General features: G+C 57.0%; 14 protein-coding genes and 3 pseudogenes. 12 read left to right on the plus strand and 5 right to left on the minus strand.

The genetic code is table 11. The annotated features are described in order from the left end of the window. The first annotated feature begins 348 nt into the window (after nt 1-348). From X265_RS05085 to X265_RS05120, 8 genes and pseudogenes are all read left to right on the plus strand, one after another. A complete protein-coding gene (locus tag X265_RS05085; protein ID WP_128963906.1) occupies nt 349-2412 on the plus strand; it encodes an ATP-binding protein in 2064 nt (687 codons plus the stop codon). After that, nucleotides 2409-3002: a hypothetical protein gene (locus X265_RS05090; protein WP_128963907.1), complete on the plus strand. Its 594-nt coding sequence runs from the start codon at nt 2409-2411 to the stop codon at nt 3000-3002. The genes X265_RS05085 and X265_RS05090 overlap by 4 nt, the downstream gene beginning before the upstream one ends. A gap of 57 nt (nt 3003-3059) precedes the next feature. Next, a pseudogene (gene istA / locus X265_RS05095) lies at nt 3060-4550 on the plus strand (IS21 family transposase); the annotation flags it as partial. Nucleotides 4551-4558: 8 nt separating this feature from the next. Then, entirely contained in the window at nt 4559-5422 is an 864-nt protein-coding gene (gene istB, locus X265_RS05100; RefSeq protein ID WP_128963210.1) for an IS21-like element helper ATPase IstB, read from the plus strand. Between the two features lie 3 nt (nt 5423-5425). Further along, nucleotides 5426-5623, plus strand: a pseudogene (locus tag X265_RS41215) (IS110 family transposase); the annotation flags it as partial. A gap of 261 nt (nt 5624-5884) precedes the next feature. Next, on the plus strand, nt 5885-6613 hold the full coding sequence (locus X265_RS05110; RefSeq protein WP_128969147.1) for an SOS response-associated peptidase: 729 nt from the start codon (nt 5885-5887) through the stop codon (nt 6611-6613). 164 nt (nt 6614-6777) lie between these two features. Further along, nucleotides 6778-7050 (plus strand): hypothetical protein, encoded by a 273-nt coding sequence (locus X265_RS05115; protein ID WP_128963908.1) that lies wholly within the window; start codon nt 6778-6780, stop codon nt 7048-7050. 36 nt (nt 7051-7086) lie between these two features. After that, a pseudogene (locus X265_RS05120) lies at nt 7087-7332 on the plus strand (Y-family DNA polymerase); the annotation flags it as partial. A 101-nt stretch (nt 7333-7433) separates the two neighbouring features. Here X265_RS05120 and X265_RS05125 read toward each other — a convergent pair. The 4 genes from X265_RS05125 to X265_RS05140 all read right to left on the minus strand — a co-directional run bounded on the left by X265_RS05125 (nt 7434) and on the right by X265_RS05140 (nt 12573). Then, nucleotides 7434-7943, minus strand: coding sequence for a hypothetical protein (locus tag X265_RS05125; protein WP_128963910.1), 510 nt, complete (start codon nt 7941-7943; stop codon nt 7434-7436). 472 nt (nt 7944-8415) lie between these two features. Beyond that, complete coding sequence (locus X265_RS05130; protein ID WP_128963911.1) at nt 8416-9009, minus strand: hypothetical protein; 594 nt, start codon at nt 9007-9009, stop codon at nt 8416-8418. Between the two features lie 404 nt (nt 9010-9413). After that, a complete protein-coding gene (locus X265_RS05135) occupies nt 9414-10670 on the minus strand; it encodes a TIR domain-containing protein (RefSeq protein WP_208764266.1) in 1257 nt (418 codons plus the stop codon). 535 nt (nt 10671-11205) lie between these two features. Then, nucleotides 11206-12573, minus strand: coding sequence for a hypothetical protein (locus tag X265_RS05140; RefSeq protein ID WP_128963912.1), 1368 nt, complete (start codon nt 12571-12573; stop codon nt 11206-11208). Between the two features lie 974 nt (nt 12574-13547). On the opposite strand from X265_RS05140, the gene X265_RS05145 reads away from it, so the two are divergent. Genes X265_RS05145 through X265_RS05160 form a run of 4 tightly spaced genes read left to right on the plus strand, consistent with a single transcriptional unit; the run spans nt 13548 to nt 19540 of the window. Beyond that, nucleotides 13548-14801, plus strand: a complete 1254-nt coding sequence (locus X265_RS05145; protein WP_128963913.1) for a TIR domain-containing protein — start codon at nt 13548-13550, stop codon at nt 14799-14801. Continuing rightward, on the plus strand, nt 14779-15753 hold the full coding sequence (locus X265_RS05150) for an AAA family ATPase (RefSeq protein ID WP_128963914.1): 975 nt from the start codon (nt 14779-14781) through the stop codon (nt 15751-15753). The genes X265_RS05145 and X265_RS05150 overlap by 23 nt, the downstream gene beginning before the upstream one ends. Next, on the plus strand, nt 15750-16727 hold the full coding sequence (locus tag X265_RS05155; RefSeq protein ID WP_128963915.1) for a hypothetical protein: 978 nt from the start codon (nt 15750-15752) through the stop codon (nt 16725-16727). Before X265_RS05150 ends, X265_RS05155 begins: the two co-directional genes overlap by 4 nt. After that, on the plus strand, nt 16724-19540 hold the full coding sequence (locus X265_RS05160; protein ID WP_128963916.1) for a CHAT domain-containing tetratricopeptide repeat protein: 2817 nt from the start codon (nt 16724-16726) through the stop codon (nt 19538-19540). The genes X265_RS05155 and X265_RS05160 overlap by 4 nt, the downstream gene beginning before the upstream one ends. 383 nt (nt 19541-19923) lie before the next feature. On the opposite strand, the gene X265_RS05165 is transcribed toward X265_RS05160, so the two are convergent. Beyond that, nucleotides 19924-21519 carry a toll/interleukin-1 receptor domain-containing protein gene (locus X265_RS05165; RefSeq protein WP_128963917.1) on the minus strand — a complete coding sequence of 532 codons (1596 nt, stop codon included), beginning with the start codon at nt 21517-21519 and terminating at the stop codon, nt 19924-19926. Nucleotides 21520-21606 lie beyond the last annotated feature (87 nt).

Consider the following 21606-nt stretch of genomic DNA (forward strand, 5'->3'; position numbering starts at 1 on the left):
GCACAGCACCTACGAGAGCTACCGCAACACCGTGGCAAAGCTTGTGGGGTTCCTAACTGTTTATTGGGGCACCGATGGCGGTGGCAGGAGCTCCAAGATCCTTTGCATCAGCCATCACAACCATTGACAGATTCGTGTCGGTGAAGCCAACTAGCAGTGGGCCGCCATGCGGATGCTTCAGGTTCAGAGCTAGAGTGCGGATGGGACTTGGTAGCTGCTGCGCGAACGAAATGGCACGAGGCGAGAGAAGTTCAAGATATGGGAAGATCATGTTTGACCGCCTGTCATGCCCGCCAATATTGAAGCGCTAGGGCACCGGCGGCGCGTGAACAAGGACTTTGCCAAGCCGTGACCAATCTTCAGTTCAGCGTGAAGCCGCGTCTCCTAACTCTGCTGGGTGACCAGTTAATACGCGACGCCTCTATCGCCGTCTTTGAACTTGTCAAAAATGCCTATGATGCTGACGCGACTGAATGTCACGTAACGCTAGAACATCTTAATGCTCCAAGTGATGGCTGCGTTGTTGTTCAGGACAACGGCGTAGGAATGGATGCAAAGACCATACGTGAAGCCTGGATGGTCATCGCAACAGACTTTCGCAAGGTCCAGAGAGACGAAAACAGACGAACGCGGAAGTTTCATCGTCTTCCGTTAGGCGAAAAAGGACTCGGTCGACTGTCGGTGCACAAGCTCGGGCACCGCGTCCGGCTCGTGACAAAAGTAAAAGGCGGCCCCGAGATCGTCATCGAGATAGATTGGGACGAACTTGAGGAGGCGAGTAGTTTTGACCGCGCAGCCGCAGTCATGACAGAAAGAGAGCCGCGTATCTTTACCGGCAGCAAAACCGGTACGCGCCTCGAAGTGAGCCGACTTAGAGAGGAGTGGTCACGCGGCGAGCTGCGACGGCTTCATCGCTCAGTGAACAGCCTATGCTCGCCTTTCGAAGGGCCCACAGATTTCAAGGTAAGTCTGTCTGCTCCAACCAACGAGCGTTGGCTCGATGGAATGTTTGCCGCGAGCGACGCGAGAAAATGTGCGCTGTACCACGTCCGCGGCACTTTCGAAGGCTCCAAAATGCAGTTTGATTACCGGTTCAGACCCCCGCCGGGGTTTGAAAAGCAGCTCACTGCGCAGCATCGCAAGGCAACGCACCCCCTTGAGCGCAGGGCCGGAAGGAAGACGGAGCTACTTGATCTTTCGAAGTACGAGATCGGTAAAGTACGGTTCGAGTTTCTTCTTTATGATAGAGCGCCAGGAATTCTCCGATCTGTGACTGACGATGTGACCGGACTCAAAGACTTCCTTGATGAAAATGGCGGAATAAGAATCTATCGAGATGGCATACGCGTCTTTGATTTTGGAGAGCCTGGAAATGATTGGCTCAATCTTGATATTCGTCGGGTGAATACTCCGACCGCGAGAACGAGCAACAATCAGATTCTTGGAACTTTGCAGCTGAGTGCCGAGTCGAGTGCAGACCTGCGCGAAAAGACAAACCGTGAGGGGTTTATTGAGAACCCTGCATTTTCAGATTTTCGGGAAGCGGTAATAGGCGTTCTTACCCAGGTCGAAGCCGAGAAGACCAAAGAACAAAGAAAGCTTCGTGAAGCTCTGGGGCGCGGCACCGGCAAAAGGGTATTTCAGAAACTGGGCGACCTTCGAGATATTCTGGAACGCAAGGGTGTTCTCAAGGAGGTTGAGCCACGATTGAAGGCGGTTGAGAAGGAGATGGAAACCTACCGTGACCAGTTATTGCACGCCGCGGTACCCGGGCTAAGCGTTGGGATCATGCTCCACGGCGCCGAGAAGATTCTGGAAGAACTAAGAGCGGCGGCGGCAAAAGGGACAGACGTTGCAAAAATAAAGGGCCTGGTCGAGAGCCTTTATCGTGCAATGCGCCCCGTAACAAACCTTCTGAAGAACCCGGGCCTCGGGAAAACCGGCGCCAAATCCCTCATCAAGGAAGCGATATTCAGCACCGAGTTGCGGCTGAAGAGGCATGGCATCAAATTGATCGACGGCCTCGATGAGGGTGACGAAGATTTCCCGGTCAAAGGCTCCAAACAGATGCTGGTTGCATCAATAACGAACCTAGTTGACAACAGCATCCACTGGTTGGAACACAAGAACCCAAAAACGAAGCTCCTGTATATTGGAACGACGCGTGACCCCGAAGGAGGTCCTGCAATAGTTGTGGGCGATAACGGCCCGGGATTTGGCAAGGATGATCCGGAGGACCTTCTGCAGCCGTTCTTCACGCGCCGCAGCGGTGGAATGGGCCTGGGCCTCTACATTACAGATGAGGTCATGCGGGTGAACAAGGGGCAGGTCGTATTCCCCGGGAAAGGTGACGTTGACTTGCCAAATGGTATTGACGGCGCCGTCGTTGCTCTGCAATTTCTAGATGCATGATTTCACGGCTCTCCAATCCTTCGATCTGCGTCATTGATGACGAAGAGGACGACTACAGGCCTATCCTTGATGCGCTGAACGGGCTTTACGTGAGTTGCGTGCATCTGAAGGGAGACGCAGCCGGCCTCCCTTCCAAGCCGTTTCAGAGTTTGCGCCTGGTTTTTCTGGATCTGCATCTGACTGGCTCTGTTGGCCGAACTGGAGCGTCTCATACCGCAAATGTTTTCAGAAAGGTCGTCTCGTCGGAAACTGCACCGATCGTGGTGGTTATCTGGAGCAAGTTCGCGAGAGATACGCTGGGACAGGAAGACGTCCCACCTGAGGATCAGGAGACAGAAGCTGACCTGTTCAAGCGGTTTCTTATCGAGGCTGAACCTGCGTACAAGGAACGCTTGATCTTCATAGAAATGAAGAAGCCGAAGCAGAATGCGCGGCCAGGGCGGCGCGATTGGACGCAGCGTCTAAAGACACAGATCAAGAAGACGTTAAAGGGTCAGTCGGCTGTAGATGCGCTTTGGGCATGGGAGCTTCTGTGTCGTTCGGCCTGCAATATTGACCCCCTAAGCCGGGGGATCGGCGTCCAAAATTGACCCCCTACAGATTGGTCTGTTGCGTTGCCTGCTTTGGAACGAAGCAGGTGGTGGGGGATGCTGATCGTGGAGACGATTGCCCGGATCCGGCGCGAGCACTTCATCAAGGGCAAGACGATCAAGGAGATCGCCCGTGACCTGAAGGTATCGCGGAACACGGTTCGGAAGGTGCTGAGGTCGGGAGAGACCTCCTTCGAGTACGAGCGGCAGGTGCAGCCGCGGCCAAAGCTGGGACGATGGGCAGCAGAGCTTGATGGATTGCTGGCGGCGAACGCGGCTAAATCGGCTCGCGAACAGCTGACGTTGATCCGGATCTTCGAAGAGCTGCGCGGCCGCGGCTATGACGGCGGTTACGATGCGGTGCGGCGTTACGCCAGGCGGTGGAGCAAAGAACGCGGGCAATCGACCGCGGCCGCTTATGTCCCGCTGAGCTTTGCCCCAGGCGAAGCCTACCAGTTCGACTGGAGCCACGAGGTGGTCTTGCTGAGCGGCACCACGGTGATGGTGAAGGCCGCCCATGTCCGGCTCTGTCACAGCCGCATGCTGTTCGTGCGGGCCTATCCGCGGGAGACGCAGGAGATGGTGTTCGACGCCCACGACCGGGCGTTCGCCCTGTTCAAAGGCACCTGCACCCGCGGCATCTATGACAACATGAAGACCGCCGTGGAGACGATCTTCGTCGGTAAAGGGCGTCTCTACAATCGCCGCTTCCTGCAGATGTGCAGTCACTATCTGGTCGATCCGGTCGCCTGCACGCCAGCGTCGGGCTGGGAGAAGGGGCAGGTCGAGAACCAGGTCGGGCTGGTGCGAGAACGCTTCTTCACGCCGCGGCTGCGGTTCAAAAACCTCGACGAGTTAAACGCCTGGCTGCTCGACAAATGCATCGCCTACGCCAAGGCTCATCGCCATCCGGAGCTGGTCGATCAGACGATCTGGGACGTGTTCGAAGCCGAACGCCCCAATCTCGTTCCCTATGCCGGCCGCTTCGACGGCTTCCATGCGGTGACGGCATCGGTCTCGAAGACCTGCCTGGTGCGCTTCGACAACAACAAGTACTCGGTCGCAGCCAGCGCAGTCGGACGCCCCGTCGAGGTTCAAGCCTATGCCGATCGCATCGTGATCCGTCAGGATGGACGCATCGTTGCCGAGCACCCGCGATCCTTTGGCCGCGGCGATACCGTCTACGACCCCTGGCATTATGTGCCGGTGCTCGCCCGCAAACCCGGCGCCTTGCGTAATGGTGCTCCCTTCAAAGACTGGGTGCTGCCGGCCGCGATCGAGCGGATCCGGCGCAAGCTTGCCAGCACCGACGATGGCAATCGGCAGATGGTCGACATCCTCAACGCGGTGCTGACTGACGGTCTGCCCGCGGTGGAAGCGGCCTGTGCCGAAGCGCTCAGTCACAGCGTCCATTCCGCCGATGTCGTGCTCAATATCCTGGCCCGTCAACGCGAACCCGCCCCACCGGCCAACATCATGACGCCGGCCGCACTGACGCTCCGTCATGCACCGATCGCCGATTGTGCTCGCTACGACAACCTCCGGAGGACCATCTGATGGAACGAACCCAAATCTTCGACCTCATGGGCGAACTCAAGCTCTACGGCATGAAGGCTGCCTTCGACGAGATCATGGCGACTGCCGTCAAGCGCCAGCACGAACCTCAGCGCATTGTCGGCGACCTGCTCAACGCCGAGATCAACGAGAAGCAAGCCAGGTCGATCAAATACCAGCTCACCATTGCCAAGCTGCCGCTCGCCAAGGACATCGCCGACTTCCAGTTCGACGGCACGCCGATCAATCAGACTCTCGTCAATGATGTCGCTGGCGGCGGCTTCATCGCCCAACAACGCAACGTCGTGCTGGTTGGCGGCACTGGCACAGGCAAAACCCACCTGGCCATCGCCATCGCCAGAAGCTGCATCCGATCCGGTGCCCGCGGCCGCTTCTTCAACGTAGTCGACCTCGTCAATCGCCTCGAGACCGAGACCCGCAACGGACGGCAAGGACGGCTCGCCGAGCATCTGACCCGGATGGACTTCATCGTGCTGGATGAACTCGGCTATTTGCCCTTCGCGCAGTCCGGTGGCCAGCTTCTCTTCCACCTCGTCAGCCGGCTCTATGAGCGCGCCTCCGTCATCGTGACCACCAATCTCGCCTTCGGCGAATGGCCGAGCGTGTTCGGCGACGCCAAAATGACCACCGCGCTGCTCGACCGATTGACCCATCACTGCGACATCGTCGAGACCGGCAACGATAGCTGGCGGTTCAAGAGTCGAGACGACGATCACGCCACCCGCGCTCGTCTCGCCTCCGCTATCCCGGCCAGCTCCGACGAGACGAGCGCTACCAGCAAAACCCGCCGCACGAAGGGGTCAAAATTGGACGCCGATGAGGGGTCAAATTTGCAGGCCGATTGACAGATCGTCGGTGCGACCGCCCTGCTGAGGCATATTCGAAAGGGCCGTCATAAGCCCACACCATGGCTCGCTTCGCTGCTGCAGCGAAAGCCGCCAAAGTTGGTCGCAGTGGCCTTGGCCAACAAGTTTGCCCGCATCGCTTGGCGCTTGATGATATCGGGCGGCGTGTACAAGCAGCCGGTAGCCGTCATGCCGACTTGATCTGAAATCGGCCCGCGAGCAGATTGCTCGGCGGATTTCCCACGAACTTGCAGGACGCAGTAGATGGAAGGACCGATCGGTCGATACGCGCGAGCTTCCGAAGATTACACTGGCAACAAGAATGTCGCCCATGTGCTTGGAGCGCGCGTAGCGAACACCATCTCGGCCAGCGGGCTTTGTCCGCGCAAACAGGCCGGACATCTGATAGCAAGCGATCTGGCCAAAAGTCTGCTACAATCCTGACAAGTGGGGGCCGTCCACATCTGCAATCTCTACTCCATGACAAAAAATGTCGAGGCGATCCGCCGCCTGTTCGGCGCCCTGAACAGCGACGTCGGCAACCTGCCGTCCATGCCCGGCATCTTTCCCGATTATCCGGCGCCGATTGTCCGAAACGCAGCCGAGGGGCGGGAGGTCGTCATGGCGCGGTGGGGCATGCCGTCATCAGCCAAGGCGCTCATGGATGCGACGAAGAAGCGAGCAGAGAAACTCGCGGCGAAGGGCAAGGCCATCGACTTCAAGGAGCTACTCCGAATGGAGCCGGATGGCGGCACGACCAACATCCGCAACGTGAACAGCGCGCATTGGAAGCGGTGGCTTGGTCCGGAGAACCGCTGCTTAGTGCCGTTCACCTCTTTCAGCGAGTACGACGCGATCGACGGCAAGAAGGTGCCGGTCTGGTTCGCCGCGGACGAGAGCCGGCCGCTGCTGGCGTTCGGTGGCTTATGGACGAACTGGACATCGGTTCGAAAGGCCAAGGAGGGCGAGGTCAGGATCGACGTGTTTGGATTCCTCACTACGGAGCCCAACGCAGAAGTTGGCCGCGTCCACCCCAAAGCGATGCCGGTCATCCTGACGACGCCCGAGGAGTACGACGTCTGGATGCGCGCCTCTTGGGGCGAGGCCAAGGCGCTACAGCGGCCGCTGCCCGATGGCGCCCTGACGATCGTCGCCACGGGCGAGAAGGAAGATCCAGCGCCCGCCGCCTGAGCGCGGGTCAGCGAGCTGCTGGCACATTGGAATTCGTGGCTGTGCACATGCCGGCGGAATAAGTGGACAAGCGGCTGCTCTAGCGATTTCGAATCACTGCCCTGTGCTAACCGCCGGGAACGAAGCGGACGGCACATGGATTCGTCCGGGCGGGAGCGATCTCGATGCTGATGACGAAACAGAGAAGAACGGTGTTTCGGACACTGCACGGCTGGGCGACCTCGGTGCTGCAGGAAGTCGGCGCCATCCGCGAATGCGAGGAGCACGGCTGGATGCAGGATCGAGCCGACCCGCACGCCCGCGATCGCGCCTATGATATCGCTCGTCGGGATCCGCCGGCGGGCGTTTCTCCCGACGAAGCCACAGATGCGATCACAGAACTCTTGGATGCCGTCGGCGACGCTTGCCCCGAGTGTCCGCCCGAGGACTTGGTCTAAGCTGCGACGGCTGGACAGCAATGTCTATAATCCAGGATGGTCCGGTCCGATTCTGAGCAAGGTGATTCGAACACGCCCTACCGCAAGATCATCCATATCGACATGGATGCGTTCTATACGTCCGTGGAACAGCGCGACAATCCGGACCTGCGCAGAAAGCCGCTCGCGGTAGGCGGCTCGGCGGAGCGAGGAGTCGTGGCGGCCGCGAGCTACGAGGCCCGCAAATTCGGAGTTGACCTGATCTTCGTCAAGCCGCGGCTCGAGATCTACACAGCCGAAAGCTGGCGCACCGCGGGATGAGCACTTGGCCCCTGGGTAGCTATAGATGGCGCTACAGCTTCTCGACACCCTGGCTGATCTCAGTCAGCATGCGGTACGGAAACCTACGGCTTACCGACAAGGTGGTACACAATCCACACAAAAGTGATCAAAAGCGTATTCGCGAGGTAGATCAAGAAGGACACTACCGAGCTGCCTCTGAATGGAAGGTTGATCTCCCAATAGGCGAAGCGAAATGGAAGCGGGCCATCTTCGATCTCATACAGAGTATGGCCGCCAAGGTAGCGAAGGAGAAACAACGCCAACGCCATAAAAACGAGCACGTAGCAGATGATCAATGATGGATTGGAATACTCATAGAGAACACCGAAGCCGCTCGTCACGGCTGCAACCAAGGTTGGAGCGAGACCACTGACTTCGACGGCGCCCGTCGTTAGAGCCGCGGCGCGCCTGATGAGAAGATCATGCGCATCTTCCGAGGCCGTCTCGTAGGCCTTGAGATCTTGCTCAACATTTCGTTCGACGAGCTTCGAGGAAATGGGATTGAAAAGTTCAACGAGGATCGCAAAACCTGGTGGGATGGTTGCTAGAATAGCTGTTGCCTTCTCCAGCATCGCTACACCGCGTCGATAGTGTCCGCGAACGGGATGTGCGAGGATCGTACTGTATACAGCGGCTTGGGCGGGCCATCGCCAGCCTTTAGTCGAACGAGCTGGATCGGCTCATTCAGCGAGTTCGGACCCGACGTCCGCTCCAAATAGCACGACAATTTGCCTTCAGTGCCTCCAGCGATGGTGCCATGAGTCTGATCGGTCCATTGCGAAGCGCTGTAGCCTCCGACCAAGAATTCCAAACTGGTCGTCCCGTTCAACAGCGAGACCTCGACGCTGACCTGTTTCGGACTTGTGCTGAAATTCTTGACTGTAACGACGTGCCGACAGCCTATCGTTAAAGCATCTATCGAAGTAATTGAAGTGCCTGAATTGTCCAAAACATCGAGTGTGACTTGGAATACACCGGTTACCCGAACCGCCTTCACCCCTGCCTCCCCACCGCACCGTCTCTTAAACCAGATGCTGATGCCTGCTAACTAGGCCTTAGTCTTCGCGTCTGGATTGCGTTTGTTATCTCGTTGATAAGAACTTTTGCGACATTCGGTTTGAGTTTCATCGTCGCCGAAATTGCATGTTCAATTACAGGACGTATCCCCTCGCGGAAGAGAGACTGTGGGACACTTACACCAATGTTTTCTCCGCCTTCTTCAAGAGCGGCAGTCTTGTCGCCCGTGACATTTGCCCAAATGATAACTTTGCCAGCTGCCACTGTAAGTTCAGCGCGACATGCACCGAAAGATGGAAGATTGCTCTTTGGAGAAAGAGTTTCCGCAAGCGTTTCACTCATCGGGCCTAGGTGGATCTCGGTCTTGTCCGGATCCTTCGCTTCAACTCCGTAGGCTTCGAGCGTCGCGCTGACCTTCTGTCCTGCCTTAAGGAGAACAGTTTCGGTCTCTTCGATGAGGGAGCGGATCTCCTCGCGTCCAACCTGACCACGCCAATAGAGTGAGAGGTCGCCGTTGTAATCAGGGAGGTATACCCCGAGCTGAGCGGGCGCGCCTTGTTGGGTTGGTGCAAAGTACCGATAACCCGGAGACACGAGATCTCCTCCGCTGGTATCAACCATCGTGCCCCCTCGAGGAACTCCGGGCAACCGCATCTGTTCCCCCGAACAAGGCGGCATCCGGCCCCAAAACGTCGCAAGCCTACCGATTATCCGACTTTTATGCAACCACACGGAAAAGTGTGATTCGAATAGCATGCCATATGTTCGTGCTTTGAAAAGACCAAGATCGAGCGAACGCTGGGCAATTTGCTGCCTTTCTTAGCAGGTGGTTGATGCAATCACCCACCTGTGTCCGCAGCCAGGGCAGAGCAGCTTATGCCTACGTCGCACTGCGAAATGCTGGCAAAGGTAAGATGTTGGGTCGCCAATGTGGTCGTGCGTGTGCAACTTCGCCCACACCGATGAGGCCGAACGACTTGGACGCCTGACCAACGGCGCCGCAACACGGTGACATGCATGAGTACTCAGGCGGACAGCGCCTTGGCCGCGTCGAAGGATACCTTCGCGTGGTGCAGCTCGCGCGCGAGGTCGCGCTTCCAATCACCACAGAGGGAGATGTAGGCGATCCCATCAAAATCCGAGGGCTTCTCGACATTTCCCTTCAAGAGGGCGGCGACCTTGCTCGGTCCCAATTTGCCAATGAAGAAGCCAAGCTCGAAGACGACATTCTGACGTGCACGAGGTCGATGCGCACCGCTACCGGCGATCCCGCCCTCATCGTCGGGCGTCATCAAGACAACGGCGAATTCTGCGCCCTCTGACTCTTCCTGAAACTTCGTCAACAAGTGCCGGCCACCGTTCGGCCGCATGTGAAGAATGACCGGTTGAAGTCCAATCATTCCAAGGAAGAGCGCAACTTCGTTCTTCGTGGCATCGTCTCGCCCGTGCACAAGAAAGATCTTTGCGTTGGCTGTCGGCAATGTTGGCTTAGGTGTGACCGGCTGAGAGCTCGAGGGGACCATTTTGGCTATGTCCTGCGATGCGAATTTTACCCCGAAGGCGCGATAGCGCTTGTCTTGGATATAGGTCTCGAAATCGCCCATGGTCCAATTTTGCGTCAGAGCTTCATTCCCCTCGGCCCACCAAAACTCCTTGGGGACGTTCCGCGGGCCTGAAGGTTTGTCGTCAATGATAAATTGCTCAGCGCGCGCGCGGATCATGTTCGCGTGGGCGCGCTGGCAGATGACCATTTGCGCGGTAATTTTGCTTTCAAATGCCGTCGCCAACAAATGCAAGGCTTGCGCCGCGCTAATCCATTCTTCCTGCGCTTCCATTTTCTCAGCCTGGGTAAATCGCGATCCCCTTACAAGTCCAATCTCGACATTCCTCAACATGATATCGAGCCGCTGTTGAAAGACAGCCCGATATTGGTGCGTCAGCCGCTGGTGATCTTGCGGGAAACCGTTCGGTTGTACAACCCCGAGCACAGAATTATTGAGATTTTCGAGGTGTGGGCGCGCCCAACCGATAATCTCGGCCGGAGACGTCTGCATGCGCTCAATAAAGTCGAGCAGCGTGCCGTTGGCCTGCTCCATCGCAGACTCATGAAGGTCATCCGCCGCCTTGATTGCAGCAACCAAAATCCCGTTGCTATGAATTGCAAACGCCTTTATGGCCTCGGCCTTGATGCGGTTCACTTCATCTGCAAGCTTGTGCCGGGTTTCGTGCATGAGCATCGAAAGAGCCGTATCGAGATCGTTCTTCTTAGGACGCTCAAACAAATGATTATTCCGTTAGGAAGATGCGTTAGTTCGGCGAACGACTTGAACAGTGGGTCGCTTATGCCGTTACAGTATCTCAGCCCACTCGATTTATCTCGTCGAGGATCTGCTCAGAGTCGGGCGGGTCTCAAAATTCAATACGCGGTTGCGGTGATAGGCATCGGTATGTAGCGCCCGAGCCTTCGTGTCGTTCAGGAGAAAGGCTTCGGTCTGCGTGAAATTCGGATTAGCGTTAGAGCTAGGCCTTCCAATCATAGCAAATAACCTGAACGGGAAACGCGCGCAGGATCCTGATCGTTGTCCTCCGATCATCAGAGACGAATGTGCGGTCCATATTCCGTTCAAAATGAAATCAATCAAGTTGGCATTGGACAACTGGCCTTCCGAATTCAGAAGAATGGACGCTGCAGCAAGAGCAAAAGGTGCGCGGCGCTACAGCGACGAGCAATACAAGAACCTAGGTCTTTAGTCACAAGTGGGGCGGGCGGTACGCGATAACTACGGGCTGCTTTCGCCGTGCTAGTTGGCGTGGCACTCACTTGGGGCCATCGACTTCCGGCGGAGCAATCGGCAATTGCAGCTTCAGCGCAGCCTCGGCATATTTGGCGGCGCTTATCTGGTAATATTTCTGATTCATTTTTGCCATTTCATAGAGTGCTTTCGCTATTCCTATTAAGTCCATCGGATCTTTCTTCGAAAACTCAAATATCTTGGCGCTGAGTTCGTCCCAGCTCACCTCATCCTTTAGCAGGCCGGACAGCGAAAATTCTGCATCGGTGGGTACGGCCATCGAAACGTCCATTGGTTTGGAGATTTTTCGAATACTCGCCTGTATTTCGATGCTGCGAAGCTCGTTCTTTATGCTCGTAACGATATCGACGATAGCGACAAGGTCCTGCTCCGACGCATAAACGTGCTTCAGCAGATCGACGTACAGCTGATCAATCAATTTTCGCCGCGCATACCAGCAGGCATTGACCAAGTTATAGAGCATTAGCTCCTCGGGGTTCGCGGTATCGTGAATCCCGAAGATGGGGAGGTCGATAGGAGCTGCCGTGAAGTAGAATACCAAGCGCGAGGCATCGTTCACTTCCTCATAACGACGAAGGGTCAGGCGATAGAGCTCGTCGGACTGATGAGGTCGCATGAAGCAGCCTTGAGGCGCATCCTTTTGAATATGTGCTGTCCTTATCATTCTGGCGAGTTCCGGCTCGTAAAGGGACCGCCCGACCCAGTCCTTGGACAAGCCATGCCACCTCCAGCCGCCGGTCACCGCGTCCTTTCCAAAGAGTGTCTGCCAATTCTGGCTTCCCAGAAGCAAAGCCGGATCCGGGATCAGCTCGCTCTTCAACGCGCCCCAATTCTTGTCGGAATTTTCGAACTCGATTGAGAAGTTCGGAACGAGATCAAAATTTAGCGCCAAAACATCCGTTTGATGAAAGGCAGAGGAGATTCGCTGCGCAGCTTCGCGCAGGAATTTCAGATCTATCCCTGGATATATACGCCTGTCTACGTAGAGCTGCCTCAGAAATTCGAACAGGTTATCCTCAGATACCGGTACCGATATGTATTCCGTAAGCGGTTTAGGAACGTCAACGCCGGGATCGTGAAGAACGACAATCGACCGTCTGTTGGCGTCTGTAATGGTTGCCTGAAATTGACCAGCTTCCAGAAGGCAATAGCCCCAATCTTCGTCCTCTCCCGTGTAGAGAAGAATGAAGACGTCAGCGCTCTGGATTGCTGTGGTTATTTCAGGAGTCAGCCGCCCGCCTTTTGGGAAGGTTTCTGCCAATATGATCTCGATCTTGCTGCCAGAATTGGCTGCGATGAATTGTCCAATCAGGGAGGCGGCACCGCCATCCTTTGGCATCTTGTGACTAATGAAAATCTTCAAATCGCTCATTTTGGTCGCTCCCTCCGTCCCAGTATCATCAGCCTAGCTGAGACATTAACGAGTCCAGTGACATCGAGTGATCGGCGAATTAGTCCGCAGTTGCAGCGAAATTGCTACAATGCTGGCCTCTCTCTAAAGTTGCCGTTCGGGACCGGACCGACCGCAACTCTGTCGCAGAAGCAAACGCGCCTGTCGCGGCTACAAGCGTTGCCAGCAACACATGGAAGCTCACCTTTAGATAGATGGCAACAGAAATTAAACTATTGCGCTACCTTGCCTGCCGCAAATGGCGCTGGCGTTGGCTGGGCTGGGTGTGCTTGGCATAGTACGCTCCTGATCTCTTGGTGATTGGAAGGGGTAATTAAGGCCGCGATCCGCACTCGGTATTCAGCCCTGCAGGATACAAGATCTTTTCGCTCAACAGCTCCGGCGGGGCGGCTGAGCCGTGAGGTTTTTCCGCCAGGAGGCCGATGTGCCCGAAATCTAAAGATGCAGGGAGCTGAGTGCGTTTGGATTGGAGCCGAAGATCTCCTGGTCTTGGCATGACGACTCGCTTGGCAAAACAAGCCGTCACTTTATCAAAGCGGTCATGGTGGTTGCCGCTGTTGGTCTGGGCGGCGAGTACCAGTACCTCGCTGAAGGCGGTTTAGGTGCATGTGCCTGCGCGGCGAAATACGGGCTCAAGCCAGTCCTTGCGTGTTGTTTTGGATGGCTCTGGCCAGCCAGCTGTCGCGGGCCTCACATGAGTCGCTGGGTCTCCGTACAGGGGTAGGGATACCCCCCCGGGGGCCGATCTTTTTTTGGATAGAGACACAATTTGCCCCCCGGTCTGACGATTGACCGCCCAAGAAGCACCGCTTTACAGTCCAACTTGCGGGAATGGGGCGTTGCAGTTTCCCATTGTCCGCTAGAAAGCCCGCGCAAGTGTTGCCGCTCGGACATCGGCCGGGCGTACCGCCGAAGATCCGGGAGCGGAAACCCGAATGCGAATTTTCGTCAGTCACTGTGCAAAGCACGACCCTCGGTCAGCGGTTGTCGTGCAGCGCCTTGTGGATGACTTGAGCGATGGCGAAGTGCAGCTGGTCTGGGATCGCGATCTACTGGGGGTGGGGGACGACTGGAACGACAAGCTGTTAACCGAAATAGAGTCCTGCGACGGCGCGATCCTCCTCCTGAGTCTTGCAGCACTCAAGCGTCCGTACGTAGTGATGGAGTGCACAATTCTCGCTCAGCGCAAGCGCCACAGCGAGAAGTGGGGCGGAAATACGTTTGAGCTGCTATCGGTGCTTGTCGGCGGGCTCAAGCCCGAGGATCTGGCAGACCAGACAAAAAGCCACATGAAGGATCTGGGCCTCGGCAAGTATCAGGCTGGGGATGACGAGGATCTCGACGCGCTCATCGAGGCGCTGAGAGCGACGCTGGAGCGACTTAAGCTTGTCTATCGCCGAAGCGCGCCGCGCGATTTATTGCTGAGCGATATCGCTAGGCAGCTGACAAGCAGCAAGCTCGGCTCCGACGCCAAGTTGGCGAACCTCCTGAGGATCGAGCTGCCTGCATGGGTGCAAGCCGCATCCGCCGAGGTTCGCGCATTGGCCGTCGCCGCCGCAATGCCCGATAAGAAATTGCGGACTGTCGGTCGCGCCCTCGCAGAGGCAAGAGATGACATTAGGCAAAAGGATGCTGTCGCCATCGTCGAACGGCTCGCACCGTTCGCCGTACCTAGCGACGCCGCCGCCCGCATTCCATGCGTGGCTCATGACCTGACGAGGCCGAAGGCATTCGAAATCAATGCCGAGCATCTTGACATAGGTCGATGGTATGCGCGGCTTGCTTATGGGAGCATGCTCGTCACAACCATGACTGAAGTCGCGAACGCCGACTCCGGCCTCGGCTTCATGCATCTCGTCGAGGAGATCGTCGACGCCGTGATGGAGAAGGTCGACGCCGAAACGCTTGAAGAGGCCCTGGAAGAACTGAAAGACATCGGCACGCCCTTTTTCGTCCTGATTCCTTGCACGCGGCCGTTGTCGGATGTCGTTTCGAAGGTACATGAGAGGTTTCCGACGATCACGCTACTTTTCCTCTCCGGCTCCATGCCGTCGCGACCCCATCCGGTCGCAAACGTCAGCCTGCTCGAACCACTGCTGGAAATCGGTCATGAGCAGACGGTTCGCAGCAACTACGAAAAGACCATAGAAGCAGTGAGGAAAGCCCATGAAGCCCGCCTCCGCAAGTGAACGAACGAGCGCGTTGACGTACCGACCGATCTTTGATCCGGAGAAACCAGTTGAGGCCGAGTACGGATGCCTCGGCGCGATTTCTCCCTACGGACGGCCCAAGAGCGCAATCCCGTACGTATATCACTTGCCGGAAATCGCGCTTGCAGTGAACGTTGCGCTCGCGACGCAAAGACCGCTGTTGCTCAGTGGCCGTCCAGGCGCAGGTAAGAGCACGCTTGCTCGCCATGTCGCCTCGTGCCTGGCCTGGGAATACCAGGAGGAGACGATCACGTCGAGAACTCAGGCGAACGATCTGTTGTGGAAGTTCGATGCGCTTGAGAGGTTGAGCGATGCCAGTACGTCCGGGATCGCAGTCCGCGAGGAAGCCTACTATGTGGAACCGGGCGTTCTCTGGTGGACATTCGACCCGGTGTCCGCCTGCAATGCGAGCCGTCGCAACGCCGGAAAGCAGCGAACTTCGGAACTGGAGAGTATTCGAGGCGTTGTGGTGCTCCTCGACGAAATCGACAAGGCGGAGCCCGATGTCCCGAACGACCTCCTTGTCCCCATCGGCGGCGGCGAATTCCATCCGAAAGGACATGACCATCCGGTCCGTGCGCAGAAGAAGCGTCTTCTGTGCATCACGACGAATGGTGAGAGAGAGTTGCCGCAGGCGTTCGTTCGCCGCTGCGTAACGCTTTCGCTCAAGCGGCCTTCCGATTCGCAGCTGCGCGACATAGCTGCGAAGCATCACCCCGACCTGAAGCCGGAATCACAGCTGCTCGACCAGATTCTCTCGGCGTTCAACACGCTCGAAGTCGAAATGGCTCGCACAAACCGTCGTCCGCCGAGTACGGCCGAATTCCTCGATGCGGTGGACGCTTGCCGGGCGCTCGATCCGTCGGACGTCGTCGAGCTCGCGCAATTCACGATGCGAAAAATCGTCGAGGTTCAGGATCGGGACGAATGAGCATCGATCGAACATCGCTGGGAGATATTGCGCGGATCAAGAAGACCTTGTCTCCGCAAGGCGCAGCCACCTGGAATGCGATTCTCGACCTGCTCGGGCTGCCGTTGGAAATGCCGGCCTCTGAAGCCGGTCCGCAACCCGGGAAAGTCGAAGTCCCGAGCAAAGGGGAGGTCGTTCGCCCGCTCCCCGACACCGACAAGCCGCCGCTCGAGACGAAGCCGCAGACTGCTGCACCGCAGCCTGTCTTTGCTCCCACCGGGGCGATCTCCATCAAGCACCTCGGGTCATTTGTAAGGCGGCCGGAATGGAGCTCCGACGGAAGGAGGCTCGCTGAATACGACGAGGTCCGCCCTGCTCCGAGCGTGCCTACGCTGTTTTCGCCCAGACAGGAGCGGTCCCTGATCACCGCCATCGCCCTGGCCCTCGCCGAGACAGGCGAGCTCGATGAGGAGCGGGTAGCCGAGCAGGTCGCTCGGGGTGAGCCGCTCACAAGGATTCCGCGGCGCTTGCGGCCCACGTCGCATTTCGGTGTGCAGCTTCTCGTCGACCGGGGACCGCGACTTGAACCACTGCGTGATGACCAGCGAACCCTGCGCAATGCATTGTTGCGTACAGTCGGTGTCCATCGAATTCAGATGTTGCGCTTTGCCAACTTCCCCGATCGTGTCGGTCCGGGCACGCCCCGTACATGGCGCCGATACGTGCCGCCCGCGTCCGGGACTGTCGTGCTCGTCATCACAGATCTCGGCCTTGGCCGGCTTGGTGCGATGGAGCGCACGCACTCTTTCGATGATTGGACCGACTGGGCAGGCCGAGTGCGCTCCGCCGGGGCCCACCCTGTCGCTCTCGTTCCACACGGCCCGCGCCATTGGCCGAGGAGCCTGCGACGGCACCTCCGTCTGGTGCATTGGGATCGGACGACGTCTGTCGGCTCGGTTCGCGCAGCCACCGCATTCAAGGGCGCGCCCACTTGAACGAGATCGCAAAAGAGCTGGGCGTCCTCGGTATGTTGAACGTCGAAGCACCGGAGGTCGTTCGTCTCGCCGCGGCAGTTTCGATTGCGTCGCGCATCGAGCCGTTTCTCCTGCGTCGGGCGCGCCTTGAGCTGTGCAGGGGCATGGATGCAGGTGTCGAACTGGAGCTATGGCACAGCGAGCTTGTGCAGGCTCACAGTCCCCGGGCAATGACCCTGCATCCCAGGTTCGCCCATGAGCTCCAGATCGAGCTGCGCGGGACTGGAAAGATCGACGAGGCCTACGAACTACTCAAGGAGTGCCATAAAGGTCTTCCCGAGGCGATCCTCCTCGAGGAGGAGATAACGTGGCGAATTCTCCGTGGCGAGATCGCCTCCGAGCGCGTGAAGCAGCTGCTGCGCAGGGCAACCGCGTCGCTCGTCGAGGGCGGTCAACCGGAGCTCGCGCATTGGGCTTCGCGATTCCTGACGCGGGCGCCCAAAGAAATCCAGAATCTACCAGAGGCGTGGGTCTTAAGCTTCGCGGCGAGCTCCCGCCTGGGAGGCGCCCGTGTCCTGCAGTCCGGCGAACCTCCCGCGGGGATCCAAAAGGACGAGCTGCACTGGGCAATCGCCAACGCCGGTCAAGACGGCACCTTGCACGTTGGCCTCCGGGATGACCGATTGGTATTGTCGCTCGTCGCCCCCAGCGACACCGCGAAGCCCGCGCATCCCGTTCCGATCCCGTTGACCGATCCGATCATCATCGAAGTCGACGATGGGCAGGCGCAGGGCCCCCAGCTTCACCAGCTTGATCACACCGGGAAACAGATTCTCGAGCTTCCCCTTACCGGGCCGACACTGAAGCTGACGACGGTGTCGGGCAACGTGTACGAAGTCGCCGTTCCAGTCGTCGCGGCCGCCAGTGCTTCGGCGTCTCCGGACTCCCCATCTCCCGGTTCGGAGACCTTCGAAATCGATGAGCCGGCCAGCGTCGATAATCGAGATTTCGAGCTGGAGATCAGCGGCTCCAACTCCAACACAGTTGGCGACGGCGGGCGCGAATATTATGCAAGAGTCATCAGATCTCCGGCGGGCGGAACGCCGAGATGTCCGGTGAGATTTGCGTTTTCTGGACCGCAGGCATTGGAGAAGTTACGCAGCGAGCTCGAATATGCTGTTCTTGAGATCGGCGACAAAAATCGCTCTGGTCGGTTGCAACGCGGAGAAAGCGCGCTGAGAGATTTTGGTCGTGATATTTTCCGAAGTATTTTTATCGATCCGGCACCCATTCGGAACATCTACGCGAGAAGCAAAGGTCTTGCTGCCCTAAGAATAAGACTTCGAATTGAGTGTCGGGAGTTGGAATGGCTGCCTTGGGAGTACCTTTACGACGAGGAGGAGATGCCGGCTTTCGTGAGCCTTTCGCGACCAGTCGTTCGCTCTTTCGAGACTCAGGGCACCGTCGCACGAATGGGGGTCAAAGGTCCCTTACGCATTTTGGGCATGATAGCCGACCCAGCAACCAGCGAGTGGCCGAAGCTTGATGTTTCTAGGGAAAGAGATCGAGTTAACCAGGGCCTTGACAGATTGCAGCGCGAAGGACGCGTTGATTTCCAATGGCTTCCCGGAGGCACCGGGAAAGACCTTATGAAGAAACTGCTTGAGGGGGACTGGCACGTCTTTCATTTCATCGGACACGCAGGAGTCGAGGCACCTGTTTCCAGTGAAGACGGCACCCCCGCCAACTTCGACGAACAAAGCTTCATCGTTATGTCTGACGACGATGGTAAGCCCGTCAAGAAATTTGCATCTGATCTCGCGCTCATGCTGCAGGGGGCTCGCAGAAGCCTCCGGCTTGTGGTTCTTAACCATCGCGAGAGTACCTGGACCAATGGTGGCTTAAGATTTGGCAACCCTGCGATCGGGTTAATACGGTCGGGCTGGTTGCCCGCTGTCGTAGCCACGCCATCTTGGATGAGCGACAACGCAGCCATTACAATGTCAGAGGGATTCTACGCGGCTCTTGCAAGCGGCCGACCTGTTGAAGAGGCCGTTACGCTTGCTCGTAAGTTCATACAAGAGAAATCGAGAGTAGAGTGGGGAATTCCGGTATTGTATATGGGCTCCGGTGACGGCAAGATTTTCGACATTGCCAGCTCGGTCCTCACGAAGCCGGCTGCAGGCGTAGCTCGCGATGACACGCTCTCGGGCGAAGAGCTAAGTCAACGCCGTCAAGAGTTTCTGCTCGATGCATCAAAGGCACAGCAGTCCACGGACGAATTGGAAAGGCTGACCGCGCGCGGTCGAGAACTTCTGCTACATGTCGGGGATGATCAGGAGCTGGCCGCGCGCGTCGCCAGATTGTACTTCGATCTTGGCACTCTTCAACATCGGCAGAAGGACATAGCAAAAGCCGCGGCCAGCTTTGCCTATATGCTGCAATTCGACCCCACAAAGCCTGAGTATCGAGTCCGGCGCGCCAATTTCAACGTAACGGTCGGGCTTTACGAAAACGCACTCACTGACATCGCGGAGGCGATCAGACTCGAGCCCGATAATGCAGAGTTCTATTGGATAAAGGGGATTATTTGCATGACAGCTACGGGAGCGGATGACAGCCGCAGCTACATCGAGGAAGCGATCAAGTCGTTTGACACGGCTATCTTGATTAAGCCTCTAGAACCAAAATATCTGGCATCGCGGGCTAATGCATATGCTCAGTTAAAGCGCTATTCCGAAGCCCTTAGCGATATCAACGCAGCGATCGCACTAGCTCCAGAAAATCCCGATCTCGTGACGCTGAAGCTGAAAATAACGAGTGAGATGAGTTGAGGTCGCAGTGCGGAGAAATTTCGATCACTCATCAACTATGTCAAATCAACTTTGCAGGAATGAATTATCAAGGATGCGAGAGTCCGATGGGACGGGGGCATGGGTTTCAAAGCCCGCCTCCACCTTCGGCCTGTTGGACGGTCTGCTTTGAGCAAGACCAGGCGGTGAGAATGCCGATCGTGAATCGAGTGCGGGCAGCTGGACTGCTATCAATCAAGCCGGCGCGCTCACTATGACGTTCAAAGTAGCTTAAGGGCGATGTTCCTCTCAATTCCCAGCGGTTTTTCGCCGGAACCGGGGTGATCACAGGAGTCGTTCCGCTCGTGATTCATCGGCTATGGGGGATGCTTCACCATGGGCAATAGGCAACCCCGCACCTGCATCTATTTGAAGATGCCTTCTGCCCGCAGACGCTCGAAGTCGGCTCGTCTCGCGATCTCGTAATCCAATTTCGATGCTTGAAAGAGGGATTCTGGCAACCGGGCATAAGCTTCGTTGAATGTCCTCCCTTGCTTCAAGTCTGACAGCAAGCGCCGAAAAGCTGCGACGGTATTTTCACCCCTTTTGCCATACGCCGAAATCAAGTCACACCCGCTCTCAAATAGTCTTGCTGCATGCTCGGGACACTGCCCGTCAGCATAGCACATGGCTAATGGCGTCATCAGTTGATCAAATGCGGCATCTATGGTGCAGAGTGGATACCCCTCTTTCTCCCGGGACCGCTCTATGATTACGTCAATTACGTCAAGCGCTTGAGAAATCAGCTCGGGATGAGCCGCCCTTGGGTGGGGCTCGCTCTTGTAAAACTCAAACGCCGCCTTACTCACCCGTTCGGCTTCTCTCGCGATCCACACACTGTTCGCTCCAGTCGGAGTTTGCTTGAGCAGCGCCTTGATGCACCGAGAGGCGAGAGCAAGGCGCTCTCTCGGCGATAAAGAGTCCGAGTTCAAATCGCGACCGGTGCGCACGCGACACTGGATGGCTTCTGGTAGGGAGGACAAGCAGACCTCATCGAGCCGCCCATGGGCGAAAGTTGACGCGGTCGCGATTGCAAGCAACACCACAGATCGCGCGTGTCCTTCAAGCCTACCATAGTGCCCGCTGATCCAGCGAAATGCCATGGAGATTACACCAGCATCTCGCTCCGTTGATAGAAAAAATATCAAACGGTCCCTGGCTTGCGGATCTCCTAATTCGGCTAGTCGCGCCATAGTGCCGATCGCATTTGCTCTGTTGTCGTTGTTTTTACTCATCGCTGGTTCGAAGCACGCCCTCAATAGCATTGAGCTTAGTCCAGGCACTGCTTCCAATTCAGACCGGTCCATGCGATCAACTGAGCATCTCATGCTCATCAAGGATTGACAGGGCTCATCGGAATCACGCGTACTAATACGCCAGGGCAACCCGAGGAGCAGATCTACGTTGCTGAGTTTCTTATTTCCACTCTTCATCACTTCAGCAATGTCGAAGTCAAAGAACTTGCGTGAGACCGCGGCTTTAACTTCGTCGGGTTCGAAGTCAAACCGGTTGCCTGTTTTGACAAACTCGGCCAACTCTGCAGGATTCTGAAGATCAAAAGCAACGCAGCTTGCCAAGTTGGCTGGGACGGTTACCTCCGGCTCCATTTTCACTACCAATACCCGTTTGTAACTCCACTCCGTTTCAGCGGCCAATCCGGTAGCAAACTCTGCCGTCATCCATTCCGACAGAGCAGCCTTAGTGCTCAGACATACAACGATGTAGCGCGCATGAAAAAGGGCATGGCCGATTCTCTCAAGAAGCTGTCCATCGCTTAGATCCTCATCGCCATTCTCATCCCACCAAAGTGAGAGCCCTAAACCATGCAGGAGTTCAGCTAGTCGATGAACTGCATCCGCGTCCGCGCGCCTGTAGCTCAAGATGGCATCATATTTGAACACTCTGGCGCCATACCCCGGCTTCCAGGGCGCCGCTCCGATAGATTCATCATCGTATGCCATCGGACCTCCAATTTAGTAGGGCACCGCATCGAACTTTCAGTTCAGCTGCAGTGGATAAAATGCGCAAAAATGTCGCTCAATCGAAGA

Origin of the sequence: Bradyrhizobium guangdongense, assembly GCF_004114975.1 — a bacterium.
In the GTDB taxonomy this organism is placed as follows: Bacteria; Pseudomonadota; Alphaproteobacteria; order Rhizobiales; family Xanthobacteraceae; genus Bradyrhizobium; species Bradyrhizobium guangdongense.

Coding starts and splice junctions, on each gene's coding strand:
- X265_RS05150 (WP_128963914.1), top strand. CDS start 14,779: ATGAAGCCCGCCTCCGCAAGTGAACGAACGAGCGCGTTGACGTACCGA.
- X265_RS05140 (WP_128963912.1), bottom strand. CDS start 12,573: ATGAGCGATTTGAAGATTTTCATTAGTCACAAGATGCCAAAGGATGGC.
- X265_RS05145 (WP_128963913.1), top strand. CDS start 13,548: ATGCGAATTTTCGTCAGTCACTGTGCAAAGCACGACCCTCGGTCAGCG.
- X265_RS05130 (WP_128963911.1), bottom strand. CDS start 9,009: ATGGTTGATACCAGCGGAGGAGATCTCGTGTCTCCGGGTTATCGGTAC.
- X265_RS05090 (WP_128963907.1), top strand. CDS start 2,409: ATGATTTCACGGCTCTCCAATCCTTCGATCTGCGTCATTGATGACGAA.
- istB (WP_128963210.1), top strand. CDS start 4,559: ATGGAACGAACCCAAATCTTCGACCTCATGGGCGAACTCAAGCTCTAC.
- X265_RS05125 (WP_128963910.1), bottom strand. CDS start 7,943: ATGCTGGAGAAGGCAACAGCTATTCTAGCAACCATCCCACCAGGTTTT.
- X265_RS05155 (WP_128963915.1), top strand. CDS start 15,750: ATGAGCATCGATCGAACATCGCTGGGAGATATTGCGCGGATCAAGAAG.
- X265_RS05165 (WP_128963917.1), bottom strand. CDS start 21,519: ATGGCATACGATGATGAATCTATCGGAGCGGCGCCCTGGAAGCCGGGG.
- X265_RS05115 (WP_128963908.1), top strand. CDS start 6,778: ATGCTGATGACGAAACAGAGAAGAACGGTGTTTCGGACACTGCACGGC.